Below are 15,233 nucleotides of genomic sequence, written 5' to 3' on the forward strand. Positions count from 1 at the left end.
CATGACCCAGCTCGCCGGAGCCGACGCTCTGACCGACCTCGATCCCGTCTTCGCCCAACTCGCCGTCGGCGCGGGCCACAGCCTGTGGAGCCTGCCGAATCTGACCGTGCGCGAGAAGGCGTTCATCTGCCTGACCGCCGACCTGTGTCACCCGCATCTGGATCAGCCGCTGGCCATGCACATCGGTATGGCCCTGACCAATGAGGTCGACCCGGAAGCCGTCCGGGAACTCTTCCGCCATCTGGCCCCCTACGTGGGCTACCCCATCGTGGTCTCGGCCTTCCAGCGCCTGACCGACCTGGGCCTGCCCGCGGCGAGGGATACCGACCCGGTCGCCCCGACACCGCCGTCCGACGGACTGGCTCGCACGGTCCGCGACCTCGAACGCCTGGACCCCGGCCTGGCCGCCTTCACCGAGGACCAGTTCGCCCAACGCTGGGCCCGCCCCCACCTCAGCATCCGCGAGCGCGCCCTCACCTGCCTGGTCGTGGACATCTTCTACCAAACCCTGGACGAATCCCTGCGCCTGCACGCGGAACTGGCCCGAACCGACGGCGCCACCGACGCGACCTTCCGCGACCTGATCCGCAGCGTCGCCGAATTCGGCCTGGCCCGCGCCTGGCGCGCCGCCCCGGCCCTACTCGGCGACAGCCGCTGACCCCACCTTCACCACCGCAAAACCCCCTCCCGCCAGCGGATTAGGTACTACCCCCAAGTACTGGGTAGCGTAGTACCCACCGACGCGGGGTGGAGCAGCTCGGTAGCTCGCTGGGCTCATAACCCAGAGGTCGCAGGTTCAAATCCTGTCCCCGCTACTGACGAAGCGGCCCGGAACCTTAAGGTTCCGGGCCGTTTTCGTATGTGCCGGACGCGTCCTCGTCCGTTGCTCAGGCCGGGAGGGGTGGAAGGTCAGTCCTCGACCCAATCGAAGGTCTTGGTGACGGCTTTCTTCCAGTTGCGGTACTCGGCTTCCCGGCGGGTCTCGTCGAGGGCGGGCCGCCAGCGCTTGTCCTCGGCCCAGTTCGTCCGGATGGCGTCCTCGCTCTCCCAGAATCCGACGGCGAGACCGGCGGCGTAGGCCGCGCCGAGCGCGGTGGTCTCCGCGACGACCGGGCGAATGACCTCGACTCCCAGGATGTCGGCCTGGAACTGCATGAGCAGTTCGTTGACGACCATGCCGCCGTCCACCTTGAGCGAGGTGAGCGCGACACCGGAGTCGGCGTTCATGGCGTCGATGACCTCGCGGGTCTGGAAGGCGGTGGCCTCCAGGACGGCCCGCGCGAGATGACCCTTGCTGACGAAGCGCGTCAGCCCGACGATCGCGCCGCGGGCATCGGAGCGCCAGTAGGGCGCGAACAGGCCGGAGAAGGCGGGCACGAAGTACGCGCCGCCATTGTCCTCGACGGTCCGCGCGTGCTCCTCGATCTCGGCCGCCGAACCGATCATGCCGAGGTTGTCGCGCAGCCACTGCACCAGCGAACCGGTCACCGCGATGGCCCCCTCCAGCGCGTACACCGGCTTGGCGTCGCCGAGCTGGTAGCAGACGGTGGTCAGCAGGCCGTTGTTGGAGAGCACCTTGTCGTTTCCGGTATTGAGCAGCACGAAATTACCGGTGCCGTAAGTATTCTTGGCTTCGCCGGGCGTCAGGCAGGCCTGGCCGAAGGTGGCGGCCTGCTGATCGCCGAGAATGCCCGCGATGGGCACGCCGGCCAGCGCGCCGCGGGCGCGCACCGTGCCGTACACCTCGGAGGACGAACGGATTTCGGGGAGCAGTGACAGCGGCACGCCCATCTCCGCCGCGATCTCCGAATCCCATTGCAGCGTCTCCAGATCCATCAGCAGCGTGCGCGAGGCATTGGTCGGATCGGTGGCGTGCACGCCGCCGTCCGTGCCGCCGGTCATATTCCACAGGATCCAGGTGTCCATATTGCCGAAGGCCAGTTCGCCCGCCTCCGCGCGTTCCCGGGCGCCGTCGACATTGTCCAGAATCCACTTGATCTTCGGTCCGGAGAAGTACGTCGCCAGCGGCAATCCGGTCTTTTCCCGGTACCGTTCCTGCCCGCCGCCGAGCTGGCCCAGCTCCTCGGCGATGCGGTCGGTGCGGGTGTCCTGCCACACGATCGCGTTGTAGACCGGTTCCCCGGTGGCGCGATCCCAGACCACAGTGGTCTCGCGCTGGTTGGTGATGCCGACCGCGGCGATATCGGCGGCGGTGAGATCACCCTTGGCCAGTGCGCCCGCGACCACCGCGCGGGTGTTCTCCCAGATCTCGGCCGGATCGTGTTCCACCCAGCCCGCGCGCGGGAAGATCTGACTGTGCTCGCGCTGGTCGACGGCGATGACCGTGCCCGCGTGGTCGAAGATCATGGCGCGGGTCGAGGTGGTGCCCTGGTCGATCGCTGCGACGTATCGTGACATGGGGATTTCTCCTTCGGCGAAACTGTTTGGTGCTGCGCGTGATTCGATCAGAAGATGAGCTGCGAGACGAGCCCGGCGAGCACGCCGCCGATCAGCGGGCCGACGACCGGGACCCAGGAGTAGGCCCAGTCACTGGATCCGGCCGCGGGCTCGGGCGCCGGTCGGGCGGCCGCGCCCAGGCTCGCGGAGTGCGCGTGGACCGGCTCCGGGGCGGTGCGCCGCAGCGGCAGCACCGCGTGCGCGATGCGCGGGCCGAGGTCGCGGGCCGGGTTGATGGCGTAGCCCGTCGGGCCGCCGAGCGAGGCGCCGATACCGACCACCAGCAGCGCGACCGCGAGGGGGCCGAGACCGGAGGGCGTCTTCCCGAACGAGAGCACCACCAGGACCAGGATGAAGGTGCCGATCGCCTCGGTGGCGAGATTCCAGCCGTAGCTGCGGATGGCCGGGCCGGTCGAGAAGACGGCCAGCTTCTTGCCCTCGTCGGTCTCGGCGTCGAAATGCTGCTTGTACGCCACGAATACCAGACAGGCGCCGAGGAACGCGCCGAGGAGCTGCCCGGCCACATAGGCCACCGTCGATCCGAACGAGATGGCGACGCCCGGGGCGTACTCCTGGGCCCCGCTGCTCAGAATCCCGAGTGTCACCGCGGGATTGAGGTGCGCGCCGGACTTGAAGGCGACGTAGACGCCCGCCATCACGGCGAATCCCCATCCGAAATTGATCAGCAGCCAGCCGCCGTCGGCACCCTTGGACTTCGCCAGCAGGACATTGGCCACGACTCCGCCGCCGAGCAGTATCAGCACTCCCGTGCCGAACACCTCGCTGACGAAAACCTCTGCGAGACCCACGATTGCTCCAATCGTCCGTGGGGTGGTCCCGGACCACGTTGCCCGGACCCCGAAAGTGCGCAGAACTCTACGGTGACGTGGCGCACATACAATCCGGTCGGTTCGACAATGTCGAACGCTCGATTCCGCCGAATCTGCGCGTTACGCTGCCGAAAGGCGCTATGACCTAGATCACATCGAAGAAGGCGCAGGTCATGATGGGGCGCCGACCGTGGGCCCACGGCGGTTCGGCGTTCGACATTGTCGGACCGCGTTCGATGGAATACGTTGTCCGCTATGCCGGGCCCGGTGCAATCGATCGAGCGTGCGGGCGCGATGCTGCAATTGCTCGCCCGCAGTTCGGGCGGTCTGGGTGTCGGTGATATCGCCAGCTCGCTCGAGCTCGCCAAGGGGACCGCGCACGGCATCCTGCGGACGTTGCAGGCCATCGGCTTCGTCGAACAGGATCGCGGCGGCGGGAAGTACCGGCTCGGTACGGCACTGCGGTACTTGGGCGCCGGTCACCTGGACGCCAATGAATTGCGTTCGCGGGCGATCAACTGGGCCGACGCTCTCGCCGCGCGCAGCGGTGAGGCCGTCCGGATCGGTGTGGCGTCCCAGGACCGTGTTCTCGTGGCGCACCATGTCTTCCGGCCGGACGACACCCCGCAGACCCTCGATGTGGGCGCGCTGCTGCCGCTGCACGCCACCGCGCTCGGCAAGATCCTGCTCGCCTACGACAGTGATCTGGCGGCCCGCATCCGCGCCGGGAAGCTCGAGTCGCTCACCCGCCGCACCGTGATCCAACCGGCGCTGCTCGCCAAATCGCTGGCGGATGTCAGGGACAACGCGTGGGCCGGCGAGTACGGCGAGCTCGAGCCCGGCGAGGCGAGCATCGCCGCCTCGATCCGCTCGCACGGCGGCCTGGTGGTCGGTGCGATCGGCATCTCCGGCGCCGCCGAACGGATCTTCCCGACCGGACGGGGACCGGACCCGGCGCTGCTCGGCTACGTGCGTGACGCCGCCCGCGCGGTGTCGCGAGATCTGGTCGAGAACAAGTAAATCCCGGGGCGCGAGGGCCCCGATTCGCTCTACCCGCAGAAAGGGCGCGCCCAATGACGCAGCGCTATGTGATGGCCATCGATCAGGGGACGACCTCGACCCGCTGCATAGTGTTCGACCCAGCCGGTCGGCTGGTCTCGGTGGCGCAGCGCGAACACCAGCACTACTTTCCCAAGCCCGGCTGGGCCGAACAGGACGCGATGGAGATCTGGCGCAATGTCGATCGCATCATTCCCCGCGCCCTGCGCGATGCGAACATCGCCCGCGAGCAGATTGTCGCGCTCGGCATTACCAATCAGCGCGAGACCAGCGTCGTCTGGGACCGCCACACCGGGCATCCGGTGGGCAAGGCCATTGTGTGGCAGGACGTCCGCACCGCGGATCTGGTGCGATCGCTGAGCGATCGGCCCGACGCCCACCGCGTGCCCGAGCTGAGCGGGCTGCCGCTGGGCACCTACTTCTCCGCGCCCAAGCTGCGCTGGCTGCTCGACTCCGTCCCCGGATTGCGGGCCCGCGCCGAACGCGGCGACGTCCTGTTCGGCACCATGGAGACCTGGCTGATCTGGAATCTGACCGGCGGCGTCGACGGCGGCATCCACCTCACCGACGTCACCAATGCCAGCCGGACCCTGCTGATGAATCTCGAGACCCTGGAGTGGGACCGGGAGTTGTTGGCCTTCTTCGACATTCCCCCGGCCATGCTGCCGGAGATCCGCTCCTCCAGTGAGGTCTACGGCGTCACGCGGCGCGTGGTTCCCGGCATCACCATCGCCGCCGCGCTCGGCGATCAGCAGGCGGCGCTGTTCGGGCAGACCTGTTTCTCCCGCGGGGACACCAAATGCACCTATGGCACCGGCGGTTTCCTGCTCATGAACACCGGCCGGTCGCCGGTCCGGTCCACTCATGGTCTACTCACCACCGTCGGCTACCGGATCGGCGACGCGCCGGCCATGTACGCGCTGGAAGGCTCCATCGCCGTCACCGGGTCACTGGTCCAGTGGTTCCGCGATGGGCTCGGATTGATTTCCAGCGCACCGGAAATCGAGACGCTCGCCCGCACCGTCGACGACAACGGCGGCTGCTATATCGTGCCCGCCTTCTCCGGCCTGTTCGCGCCGCACTGGCGCAGCGAGGCCCGCGGCATCATCGTCGGGCTCACCTCCTATGTCACCAAGGGGCACCTGGCCCGGGCCGTGCTCGAGGCCACCGCGTGGCAGACCCGCGAGGTCGTCGACGCCATGAATGCCGACTCCAGGCTCCAGGCGACCGCGCTCAAGGTGGACGGCGGCATGACCACCGACCACCTGCTCATGCAGTTCGTGGCCGATGTCCTCGACGTTCCGGTCAAGCGCCCCATGGTCATCGAGACCGTCTCGCTGGGCGTCGCCTACGCCGCCGGGCTGGCCGTCGGCTACTGGGCCGACCTCGAGGTGCTGCGCCGCAACTGGCATCGCGCGGCCGAATGGCAGCCGCAGGCGGATCCCGAACACGTGAAAGCCGAGTACGGCAATTGGAAGCGCGCGGTGGAGCTCACCTTCGGCTGGTCCCAGCCGCCGAGATAGCTGCCGCCGACTGTTACAGGGCCTGAATCCCTTTCAGGACCGCACGGAGCACGGTGAGGTCGTCGGCGGCCCCCGCGCCGGCGGCGGGAGCACGGAAGTCGAGGACGCCGTCACCGATGAGATCCCCGACCAGGATCTTGGTCGCGGTGATCGGCAGGTGCAGCCGGGCGGCGATCTCGGCCACCGAGAGCGGCGATCGCGTCAACTCCACGATGGCCGCGTATTCGGGTTCGTGGCGGCGCAGCCTGCCCAGGCTGGACGTCACCACCCGGGTGACCATGTCCACATCGGTGCGGCGGGTCCCGGATCGGCCCCGCGTCACCGCGTAGAGCCGCACCACCGGCCCGGCATCCTCGTCGTACCACGACTCGTCCGAATCGTTCATGTGTACTCGGGCTGTGCCGGAATTCGGTTCTCCCGCACGGAATCGGCCGCACCCGTGTCCAGAGCGGCGGTGGTGAGCGCTCTCGGGATCAGCACCACGGCCTTCACGCCGCCGTAGTCGGACTCCGTGAGCCGGACCGTAATACCGTGGCGGGCCGCCAGTTTCGCGACGACGAACAAGCCGAGCCGGATGTCTCCGGCCAGGGTCGCGACGCTGAAATCCGGTGGCTGCGCCAGCATTGCGTTGCGGGCGGCCATCTCCTCCTCGGTCATGCCGAGGCCCTGATCGGAGATCTCGATGGCGATCCCCTTGCCGACCAGACCGCCGGTGACCTCGACGGGCGACTCCGGCGGGGAGAAGGCGCTGGCATTGTCGGCCAGTTCCGCCAGCAGGTGGATGATATCGGTGACGGCGGGTCCGACGATCTGCGTCTCCGGTAGCTTGCGGACGTGAATTCTGGTGTAGTCCAACGATTCCGCTGCCGCGCCGCGAACCACATCGACCAGCGGCACCGGATTGCGCCACTTGCGTCCCGGCTGTTCACCGCCGAGCACGATGAGGTTCTCGGAGTTGCGCCGGGCCCGGGTCGCCAAATGGTCGAGCTGGAACAGCAGTTTCAGCCGGTCCGAATCCGGTTCCTCTCGTTCGGCCTTGTCGAGCAGGGCCAGCTGGCGGTGCACGACGCCCTGGGACCGGTGGGCGATCTTCACGAATACCGCGTTCACGCCCGCCCGGGTCTTGGCCTCGGCCACCGCCGCGTCCACCGCCGCCCGGTGTGCGCGGTTGAAAGCGTCGGCGACGTGGCCGATCTCGTCGGAGCCGAAGTCCAGCCGGTTGGCGTCCTGGTCGAATTCCTCACCAGCCGACAGCCGATGGATGGTGTCCGGCAGCCGTTCATCGGCCAATTCCAGGGTGTCCCGGCGCAGCCGGCGCAGGCGCGCGATGAACTTGTTGGCCAGTACCAGCGCACCGAGGAAGGCCAGCAGCGCGAGCGCGAGCACGCCCGCCCCGGCGGACAGCGAGTCTCGCTCGAGCCGATTGCCCTGTTCGGTCGCCTCGAAATGCGCGTCGACACTTTGGGTCTCCCACAGGGTCAGCAGATCGCGCCGGACCTTACCCGCGACCTGCTGCCATTCGGCCAGCGTCAGCGGTAGCCGCTCGGCGGATTCGCCGGAGGATCGACCGCTGTCGCCGGCCGCTGCGACCGGGCCGCGCTGGATGATCGCGTCCTCCATAGCGCGCAGCCGCTGCCATTCCGTACTGGAGGTGATCGCCTTCCACTGGTCCAGGTGCGCTCCCTGCAGCACCGACCCGACGTAGGCGACCTCGCCGCGCCCGTCGCCGATGTATCCGGTCAACTCCACCAGCAGCTCCGGCGACAGCTCCCCGGTGAGCATCACCAATGAGCCCAAACCGCTGGTCTGCGAGATGGATTCGGCGGCCCGCAGCGCATGTACCGACTTGTACAGTTCGACCGCGATATGGGAATCGGGCGCGACGTCCGCCGAGATGAGCCAGCCGTTGACAATGGCCGCGACCGCCATGCTGTACGCGGTGAACGCATCGGCGGCCGGAATCGCGCGCGCATCGATCGCGGCCCGCAGGGCTGGCACCTTCTGACCGACACCGACCCGGAAGAACCCGTCTTTCAGGTCGGGCCGCAGCTCCGAGAGCGCATTGGCCTGGGCCACCACCGCCGCGTACCCCGCATCGGACTGCTTGCGCGCCGCCGGCAAGGCGAATCCGGCCGAATCGTCTCCGGCCAGGAACAAGAGCGAGAGCCGACGCTCCTCCTGGAACGCCTCGATCATCATGATCGACGGCCCGGAGGTGCCGCGCGCCAGTTCGGCGAACCGATTGGCCTCCCGCCCGCTCTGCACCAGATAGGCGGATCCGCCTATCCCGATCGCGAGCAACGCGATACTCGGAATGAGCACAATGACCAGCACTCTGGTCCGGACGCTGACGGTCCGCCGCCACCGTACTGAGATCTTGCGGAGGAAACTGCTGCCGATCACCGAATTCTCGCCTACTCACAGGTCTGGCTAACCGCCAGCGGTTCTCGCAAAGCTAGTCACTGAAACGCTACCCCCGCAACACTTTCGCCGATTACGGCCCGAAGTCCGGATGTGCCGCGCACCGCGGCGGATGAGATCATCCGCTGGGCCACACCGTGGTCACGGCGTATCGGTCGGCGAACTTCGCCGCGGAAGCCTTCACCGATCCGTTCACCTTCGACATCCGGCGCGATATCGCGCGCCGTCTCCAGCGCCGCCGACGGCACCTCCGCGGCGGGCAGTACGAGACATGCCGATCCGAGCCGGACCGCGCGCCGCCATCGGTTCAATGGCGGGCTGGCGGAGCGATCGTGCGGCTGGGCTGGGATGTGTCAGGTGTGGTCGAGGCGGTCGGGCCGGGGGTCACGTTGTTCGCGTCCGGGGACGGCAACTGGCGGTGCAGATCGCCAAGGCACGCGGGGCGTCTGTGATCGGGACGGCGCGGGCGGCATTGTCGTCTCGCTCGCCTCGCCCGTGGAGGCGCGGCTGTCCGAGGTAGCCGAGCCGCTGGGGTTGCGGGCGCGGTTCATGGTCGTGGAAGCGGATCGGGCCGGGATGCGGAAGATCGCGGCGCTGGCCGGATCCGGTCGATTGACGCCCCGCGTCGATACGTCACCGAGACCGGTCCGCCGCTGGGCGGATGATCACCGACTGCTACTCTTCTCGCAGCTCACGGTACCCAACGGCAGTGAATTGCAGTCGCGATGTCGGTTGCCCGCCGTCCTGGATTTTCATCGTTTCGATGTGTGTCGAACCGAGAGCTGCCTCACATATTCATCGTTCCCGGGAGAGTCATGTATTTCCGTAAGTTATCCGCCGCGGTGCTGACGGTCGCCACGGTGAGCACGGGACTGCTCGTCGCCACACCGTTCGTAGGCGGCGAATCGGTCGCGCACGCCCTGCCGGGCCTTCCGCTCCCGCCCGGGGCGGTCCCCGGACCAGTCGACACCTGGGCGATGGGCGACACCCTGAACTGCTATGTCGACTACACCCTGTGGGTCGACCGCGACCAGACGGACCCGCACCGCGTCATCGCGCACATTCAACCGCGGGGGATCCGGCCGACGATTCCTGGCACAGAGGCACCGGCCACCTGTTCGGTCACCCTGGTTCCCTTCTCCTCCACCGACCGCAACCCATGGAATCTGATCTACAGCCGCCTGGACCGCATCGACGCCGACCGCACCGGCGGTGCGCCGGTCCAGTTCGATCTTCCCTATCAACAGGATGCGACGTGGGTAACACTGAACACCGTGCCGATAACCGCCTTTACTCCGGTATCGGTCGGGTCGAGCCCGTTCTGGAGTGTGACGGTACCCGTGCTGTTCCTGTAAGAACGGCCCCGCTGCTCGGACATGGTCTGCTCGACTTCCGATAGTCACGCCGAAGGAATGGGTGTCAGCGCGGGCCGACCGTGGACTTCCGCATGCCGGTGTCGAAGATGTCGTTGGCGATCGCCAGTCCCAGGGGTAGGCCGCCTATGCCGAGGGGTCTCGGGGCGAAGTCGAATTCCCAGTGGACGCCCAGCCAGATTCGGCTGCGGCCGTTCTCGACGATCATCTGGTGGAGGCCGTCGGGAAAGGTGCGGACGTGGCGGGGGCGGACCGCGCCGGTGTTGTCCGTGGTCACGCCGTTCAGTTCGTCGGAGATGAAGGTGAGGCCCTCGGTGAGGGTGTCGGGATTCTGGTCGTCGGCGGGTATGCCGTAGAAGCGGCGGGCGATGTGGAATGCGGCGGCGGCGAAGGTCGCGTGGCCGGACGGGTAGGCGGGGAAGTTCGGGGTGAAGTTGCGATTGGTCGTATTCGATGCCGGTGAGCCGAGTGGACGCCAGTCGGTCTGGCAGTCGGTGGTGATGTCGTTGTCGCCCTCGCGTGCGGCCGGTCCCAGCGACGGGTCGTGCTCCCGAATGCCGACCACGGGTCGCCACAGGTCGTGGCGGTACTTCTCCTCCCACCCGAGAATGCCGGCATCGGCCATGGCCACATTGACGAGCGCGAACAAGCGCGCGTTGTCCTCGGTGGAGGTGTTCCGGCGGGCGGCGACCTTCCGGAGGATCTGGTTGTTGAACCGCGGCGGGGTGCCGATGCCATGAGCTCCGTCGTAGGCCCAGAACATGCCGATGAGGGTGCGTTCCTCGGTGCGGCGACGCCGGTCGGGCGGCAGACCGTCGATGAGGAATTGCGGGATGGTGCTCAGCAGTTCGGGCGCTACGCCGGTGGCCCGCACGATTCGCAGCGATTCGAGATATACGTCGTCACCGCGGTGCGGTGGATCGATCTGGTGGCGACGGGTCGCGGCGAACAGTTTCGAGCGCGCACCGTAGAACGGCCCGTGGAAACCCTGGTCCGGATTGAACGGGTCCGGGCGGTGCCGATAGCGCTCGGGTGCGGGCCGATAGCCGTCGTCACCGACCCCGGGATCGTCCGAGCGGTCGTCGAGAATTCGTTCGGCGATCAGGCGGCCGTACTTCAACCCCTCGTCGACGCCGGGACCGCTGAGGCCCGGGTACGCCAGCGCCTCGTCGAACGCTCGTGTCTGGCTCGGGTACAAGGATGTCAGCGTTCGATGCGCCGCTCCGGCCACCGCCGCGTCCGCGGCCGCGCCCGGTGGGGCCGGTGCCGAATCCGGCAGGTACGGGCAATATCTCGTGCCCGCACCCAGTGCGCCGATGTACCCGTCGTGCATGGCCAGATGCACCATCGCCAACGCGCGTGCGCTGAGCGGCGGCCCGGTCTGTTCCCCGGCCCCATTACTGTGACTTACTCGATTAGCTTCCAGCGCAATGGAATTCCAGTACAGGATTGAGTCCATGACTCCGCCTCCCGTCGAGTTCCTTCCAGTGCAACACACGGGCTGATCGAACAACAGCCCGAAGAAGCCGGGGCAGGCCGCGTCCGGCCTGTCAGCGCCCTGCGGAACCGCTCATCAACGCCTTGAACGGCAGCGGCGGCAGGCGCAGGTTGGCGTCGGGGACGCCGGTGCCGTTGGGGTCGAGTAGGCCGTCGTCGTCGGCGTACGCGCTCTCACCCGGTGCGGCCTGCAGGGTGGTGATGTATTTCCACAGACCGTCGGCCAGGGCCACGCCGCCAACGGCCAGGGTGCCGAGCAGGCCGCCACCGGCGGCGAAGGCCATGATCGCCGCCGGTGTGGTCGCCAGGCAGCCCGGACCGACCACCAGGCATGAGCCGAGGCCGAGCGCGGCGCCCACCAGCGCGCCCAGCACGAATCCGCCGAGGGTGCCGACCAGTGCGCCCTTGGTCATGTTTCCGGCCCATTCACCCAGTGCCAGTTGGTTTTCCATGGGTGAGGCGATCGGGCGCGGCCCGAGGTCCGGGGTGAGCACCAGCGTGCGTCCCGCATCGTCGATGCGGTGCCGGATCGGGTGCACCGCACCGTCGAGTTCGAACGCCAGTGGCAGGCGCAGGACCTCGTGTCCCGTCGGGTCGTGGGCGAGCACCGTCCGCCCGTCCGCGGTGAGCGCGAACGTCGCGCCGTCCAGGGTGGTGGTGACGGAGCCGTCGGCGACGACGGAGCTGTAGTGCGCCGTCGGTGGGGCGGCGGCGGCGGGTGTGGCCGCCGCGCCCACCGCCCCAGCGGTCACGATCGCGGCGAAAGCTGTTGTGCGAATGCGCATCATCGGTCTCCGTCCACTCAGTTCGCGGGTGCCTGGACGCCCGGCAGGTGCGGGGCGTACCGGCTCTCGCCCGGAGCCGCGTTGAGTGTGGTCCAGTAGTCGAAGGCCGCTGCCGCCGCGGTGGGGCCACCGCCGAGGATGAGACCGGCGAGACCACCGGCCGCGGCGACCATGCTGACGATGGGCAGCACCGCCACCACACAGCCCAGGCTCAACACCAGGCAGGAGGCACCGGCCAGCGCGATGCCCACGCCGACGCCCGCGACCGCGCCGATCGCGGTGCCGATCAGGCTGCCGACCGAGGTGCCCAGGCTGACGGCGTTGATGAGATCGTTCATGGCGAGCTGGTTTTCCAGCGGTGAGGCCACCGGTCGCAGCGCCGTACGGTCCAGGCCGTCGAGTTCCGGGGTCAGCCGCAGGGTGCGGCCGTCGGCGGAGATCTGCTGCCGCAGCGGCAGCCGTTGGCCGTCGAGGGTGAACGACAGCGGGACCACCTGGAGCGGGCGTCCGGCGGTATCGCTGATCGTGACCGACCGGGTATCCGCGGCCAGGGCGAAGGACGCGTGGTCGAGGGTGGTGACCACGGTGTCGCCGATCAGGTTGGCGCGGAAGGAAACCGGTTCGGCGGCGGGCTCCGGTGCCGCCGTCGCGGTCGCGGTGCCGGTGACGACGCTCGCGGCCAGGAGGGCCGTGGTCAGGGCTGCTCGACGAATACTCATCTGTTGTTCCTCATCATGGGTGGTGCATGCCGTCCGACAGGGACGGCCGGGGGTTACGCCTCGACGGCGAGTTCGGTGCGCGCGGCGGTGACCATCGCGGCGGTGGCCGCGGGCAGGGTCTGTTCCGGATCGGGCGCGAAGTGCGGCGAGTGATTGGCGGGGATGCTCGCGGGCAGGGTGTGGTCGGCGAGCATGACCGCCCGGTCCTCCTCGGAGAATCGGTCCAGGGGGTATCCGCCGATATGCCAGAACACCGAGGGGCATTCGGCCGCGGTGCCGAGTACGCCGAAGTCCTCGCTGCCGGTCTGCGGGTGCGGCAGCGTGAGCGCGGGGAGCCCGGCGGCGGTGAACGCGGCGAGCACGCGATCGGTGTCGGCGGGGGTGTTGACCGTGACGGGGAAGCGGTCGTAGCACTCGATCCGCGGCGCTTCCGGCGCACCGGCGGCCTCCGCCTCGGCCCGGGCGAGCCGCTCGATCCCGTCCAGCATCAGCTGCCGGGCGCTGTCGCTGAAAGTGCGTAGCGTCAACAGCATTTCGGCGGTCTCGGGAATGATGTTGGGCCGGGTTCCCGCGTGCAGCGCGCCCACTGTGAGCACCGGCGAGGACGGCCGGGCCGTCTGTCGCGCGGTCAACGATTGCAGGCGCAGCACCAGCGACGCCGCCATGGACACCGGGTCCACGGCCAGGTGCGGGGTGGACCCGTGACCGCCCTTGCCGCTGAGCACGATGCGCACCGAATCCGAGGCCGCCATGATGGGGCCGCCCTTGCTGGCGATGAGCCCCGCGGGCAGCGGACTCACATGCTGGCCCAAGCAGATTCGCGGTCGCGGCACCCGCTCCAGCAGGCCGTCGTCGAGCATGGCGCGCGCCCCGCCGCCGGTCTCCTCGGCGGGCTGGAAGATGGCCACCACGGTGCCGGCGAAGGGTTCGGCGGCGAGCCGTGCGCAGGCGGCGAGCAGGGCGGTGACGTGCATGTCGTGCCCGCAGGCGTGCATCACACCGGGGTTCCGGGACATGTAGTCCAGTCCGGTGTCCTCCTGTACGGGTAGCGCGTCCATATCGGCGCGCAGCCAGATCACCGGGCCGGGTCCGCCGTGCAGCACGCCGACCACACCGGTGCCGCCGATGCCCTCGCTCACCTCCCAGCCGGGCAGGGCACGTAGCTCGTCGGCGACCAGCCGGGCGGTGTCGAATTCCGCGCCGGACAGTTCCGGATGCGCGTGCAGGTGCCGGTACACCTGCTGCCAGTGCGGATCGACCGTCCCGTCCGGCGTGGGGAAACCGTTGTGCGGCAATTGGTCCGGGGTGATGGTCATGCGAGGGTCTCCTTCGGCTCGGGAGCGGGTGGTTGCGGCAGCAGGGCGCGGAAGGCATCGGCGGTCTGCGGCACGACGGCCGCCGCCGCGATGGCCAGCACCGGTCCGAGGGTCAGCGTCGCGAAGGCCGCGGTGTACGAGACGTGGTCGGTGACCGCGCCGAACAGCAGGGGAGTGACGACTCCGGCGAGCTGGCCGCCGAAGATGATCACCGCCGTGGCCGAACCCAGCAGCTCGGTGGGCAGTGCCCGCAGCGGGACCGCGAAGGCGGGCATGTAGCACAGCGACGCCACCGTGCCCAGCACTGTCGCCGCGATCACGAAGACGAGTACCGACCCGGCGTACGGCAGGGCCACGGCCAGCGCGGCGGTGCCGATCATGGCCGGTATCACGATGCGCCGGGGCCGCCCGCCGATGCGGTCCGACAGCCGCGCGCCCGCCACCGTTCCCACGGCCGCGAAAACCGTGGCGGGCAGTCCGATCAGCGCGGCCGTGCTGGTCGAGACGCCGTACTCGTCGTGCAGATAGGTGGGCATCCAGGCACTCAGCCCCCACACGATCGCGTCGTAGCCGAAGAAGATCACCGCGAAGCCCAGCAGCGCCGGTGAGCGCATGACCAGCCGTCGCAACCGGTCGTCGCGCACTGGTCGGGCATCGGGTGCGGCCACCGCCTCCGGCAGCGGGTCGGGCATCCAGCGTCGCCACGCCAGCAGTACCGCGACGCCCAACAGCGAGATGAGGGCGAACATGATGCGCCAGCCCACGGTGGGCAGCAGGATCGCGGCCACCAGGGCGGCCAGCAGGGTGCCGACCGCGTTGGAGGCATTGGTCCAGCCGCTGGCGGTGGTGCGCTGCTCGGGCAGGCTGCGTTCCGACAGCGCCTTCAGCGCCGCCGGGGGAAAGACGCCCTGCACCAGCCCGAACAGGAAACGCATGGCGAGCAGTGTGGAGAACGACCAGGCCACCGCGGTCAGTCCGGTGAAGACCGACCAGGCGAGCAGGCCGATGGTGCCCATCGTGAGCGCGCCGTAACGGTCGGCCAGCAACCCGGCGGGAATCTGCATGCCCGCGTAGGCGAGGAAGAACACCGACACCACCATGCCCAGCTGGGTGTGGTCGAGGTTCAGGTCGTCGCCGATCGCGGGCAGCGCGAAGTTGATGACGATGCGGTCGATGTAGTCGGCGATCCAAGCTGCCGACAACAGCAACACCGTGATTCGAGTGGTACGCAGCAAACCCGTGGGTCCTCCTCT

General features: G+C 68.7%; 13 protein-coding genes and 1 tRNA gene. 5 read left to right on the forward strand and 9 right to left on the reverse strand.

Annotation, left to right across the window (positions count from 1 at the left end):
- Position 1 precedes the first annotated feature (1 nt).
- Both FOH10_RS04545 and FOH10_RS04550 read left to right on the forward strand, forming a co-directional pair.
- The gene (locus tag FOH10_RS04545; protein WP_143979739.1) at positions 2-658 is read left to right on the forward strand and encodes a carboxymuconolactone decarboxylase family protein; all 657 of its coding nucleotides are present in this window, start codon (positions 2-4) and stop codon (positions 656-658) included.
- 83 nt (positions 659-741) lie between these two features.
- Positions 742-815, forward strand: a tRNA-Met gene (locus FOH10_RS04550).
- Between the two features lie 94 nt (positions 816-909).
- Here FOH10_RS04550 and glpK (FOH10_RS04555) read toward each other — a convergent pair.
- Together glpK (FOH10_RS04555) and FOH10_RS04560 are read right to left on the reverse strand one after the other, a co-directional pair.
- Positions 910-2,418, reverse strand: coding sequence for a glycerol kinase GlpK (gene glpK, locus FOH10_RS04555; protein WP_143979740.1), 1,509 nt, complete (start codon positions 2,416-2,418; stop codon positions 910-912).
- 47 nt (positions 2,419-2,465) lie between these two features.
- Complete coding sequence (locus tag FOH10_RS04560; RefSeq protein WP_029931757.1) at positions 2,466-3,266, reverse strand: MIP/aquaporin family protein; 801 nt, start codon at positions 3,264-3,266, stop codon at positions 2,466-2,468.
- Between the two features lie 276 nt (positions 3,267-3,542).
- Between FOH10_RS04560 and FOH10_RS04565 the strand changes: the two genes are divergently transcribed.
- Together FOH10_RS04565 and glpK (FOH10_RS04570) are read left to right on the forward strand one after the other, a co-directional pair.
- A complete protein-coding gene (locus tag FOH10_RS04565) occupies positions 3,543-4,307 on the forward strand; it encodes an IclR family transcriptional regulator (protein ID WP_143979741.1) in 765 nt (254 codons plus the stop codon).
- A 53-nt stretch (positions 4,308-4,360) separates the two neighbouring features.
- Positions 4,361-5,869: a glycerol kinase GlpK gene (gene glpK, locus FOH10_RS04570; protein ID WP_143979742.1), complete on the forward strand. Its 1,509-nt coding sequence runs from the start codon at positions 4,361-4,363 to the stop codon at positions 5,867-5,869.
- A gap of 13 nt (positions 5,870-5,882) precedes the next feature.
- On the opposite strand, the gene FOH10_RS04575 is transcribed toward glpK (FOH10_RS04570), so the two are convergent.
- Together FOH10_RS04575 and FOH10_RS04580 are read right to left on the reverse strand one after the other, a co-directional pair.
- A complete protein-coding gene (locus FOH10_RS04575) occupies positions 5,883-6,254 on the reverse strand; it encodes a DUF742 domain-containing protein (RefSeq protein WP_143979743.1) in 372 nt (123 codons plus the stop codon).
- Positions 6,251-8,203, reverse strand: a complete 1,953-nt coding sequence (locus FOH10_RS04580; protein WP_244961614.1) for a sensor histidine kinase — start codon at positions 8,201-8,203, stop codon at positions 6,251-6,253. The genes FOH10_RS04575 and FOH10_RS04580 overlap by 4 nt, the downstream gene beginning before the upstream one ends.
- An 854-nt stretch (positions 8,204-9,057) precedes the next feature.
- On the opposite strand from FOH10_RS04580, the gene FOH10_RS34690 reads away from it, so the two are divergent.
- Positions 9,058-9,645 (forward strand): hypothetical protein, encoded by a 588-nt coding sequence (locus FOH10_RS34690; protein ID WP_186000715.1) that lies wholly within the window; start codon positions 9,058-9,060, stop codon positions 9,643-9,645.
- Between the two features lie 64 nt (positions 9,646-9,709).
- Here the strand turns inward: FOH10_RS34690 and FOH10_RS04600 are convergent, their stop codons facing one another.
- The 5 genes from FOH10_RS04600 to FOH10_RS04620 form a co-directional block, all read right to left on the reverse strand.
- Positions 9,710-11,122, reverse strand: coding sequence for a vanadium-dependent haloperoxidase (locus FOH10_RS04600; protein ID WP_186000716.1), 1,413 nt, complete (start codon positions 11,120-11,122; stop codon positions 9,710-9,712).
- 91 nt (positions 11,123-11,213) lie between these two features.
- Positions 11,214-11,948, reverse strand: coding sequence for a DUF8020 domain-containing protein (locus FOH10_RS04605; protein WP_143979747.1), 735 nt, complete (start codon positions 11,946-11,948; stop codon positions 11,214-11,216).
- A 14-nt stretch (positions 11,949-11,962) separates the two neighbouring features.
- On the reverse strand, positions 11,963-12,664 hold the full coding sequence (locus FOH10_RS04610; RefSeq protein WP_143979748.1) for a DUF8020 domain-containing protein: 702 nt from the start codon (positions 12,662-12,664) through the stop codon (positions 11,963-11,965).
- 53 nt (positions 12,665-12,717) lie between these two features.
- Complete coding sequence (locus FOH10_RS04615; RefSeq protein WP_143979749.1) at positions 12,718-13,980, reverse strand: amidohydrolase; 1,263 nt, start codon at positions 13,978-13,980, stop codon at positions 12,718-12,720.
- Complete coding sequence (locus FOH10_RS04620; RefSeq protein ID WP_186000717.1) at positions 13,977-15,215, reverse strand: MFS transporter; 1,239 nt, start codon at positions 15,213-15,215, stop codon at positions 13,977-13,979. Before FOH10_RS04620 ends, FOH10_RS04615 begins: the two co-directional genes overlap by 4 nt.
- Positions 15,216-15,233 lie beyond the last annotated feature (18 nt).

The sequence above is a fragment of the Nocardia otitidiscaviarum genome (genome assembly GCF_007362295.1).
Classification (GTDB): Bacteria; Actinomycetota; Actinomycetes; order Mycobacteriales; family Mycobacteriaceae; genus Nocardia; species Nocardia otitidiscaviarum.

Excerpts from the sequence above, each read along its gene's own strand:
- FOH10_RS04565 (WP_143979741.1), top strand. The coding sequence starts at position 3,543 with ATGCCGGGCCCGGTGCAATCGATCGAGCGTGCGGGCGCGATGCTGCAA.
- FOH10_RS04605 (WP_143979747.1), bottom strand. The coding sequence starts at position 11,948 with ATGATGCGCATTCGCACAACAGCTTTCGCCGCGATCGTGACCGCTGGG.
- FOH10_RS04600 (WP_186000716.1), bottom strand. The coding sequence starts at position 11,122 with ATGGACTCAATCCTGTACTGGAATTCCATTGCGCTGGAAGCTAATCGA.
- FOH10_RS04610 (WP_143979748.1), bottom strand. The coding sequence starts at position 12,664 with ATGAGTATTCGTCGAGCAGCCCTGACCACGGCCCTCCTGGCCGCGAGC.
- FOH10_RS04545 (WP_143979739.1), top strand. The coding sequence starts at position 2 with ATGACCCAGCTCGCCGGAGCCGACGCTCTGACCGACCTCGATCCCGTC.
- FOH10_RS04575 (WP_143979743.1), bottom strand. The coding sequence starts at position 6,254 with ATGAACGATTCGGACGAGTCGTGGTACGACGAGGATGCCGGGCCGGTG.
- glpK (WP_143979742.1), top strand. The coding sequence starts at position 4,361 with ATGACGCAGCGCTATGTGATGGCCATCGATCAGGGGACGACCTCGACC.
- FOH10_RS04615 (WP_143979749.1), bottom strand. The coding sequence starts at position 13,980 with ATGACCATCACCCCGGACCAATTGCCGCACAACGGTTTCCCCACGCCG.
- glpK (WP_143979740.1), bottom strand. The coding sequence starts at position 2,418 with ATGTCACGATACGTCGCAGCGATCGACCAGGGCACCACCTCGACCCGC.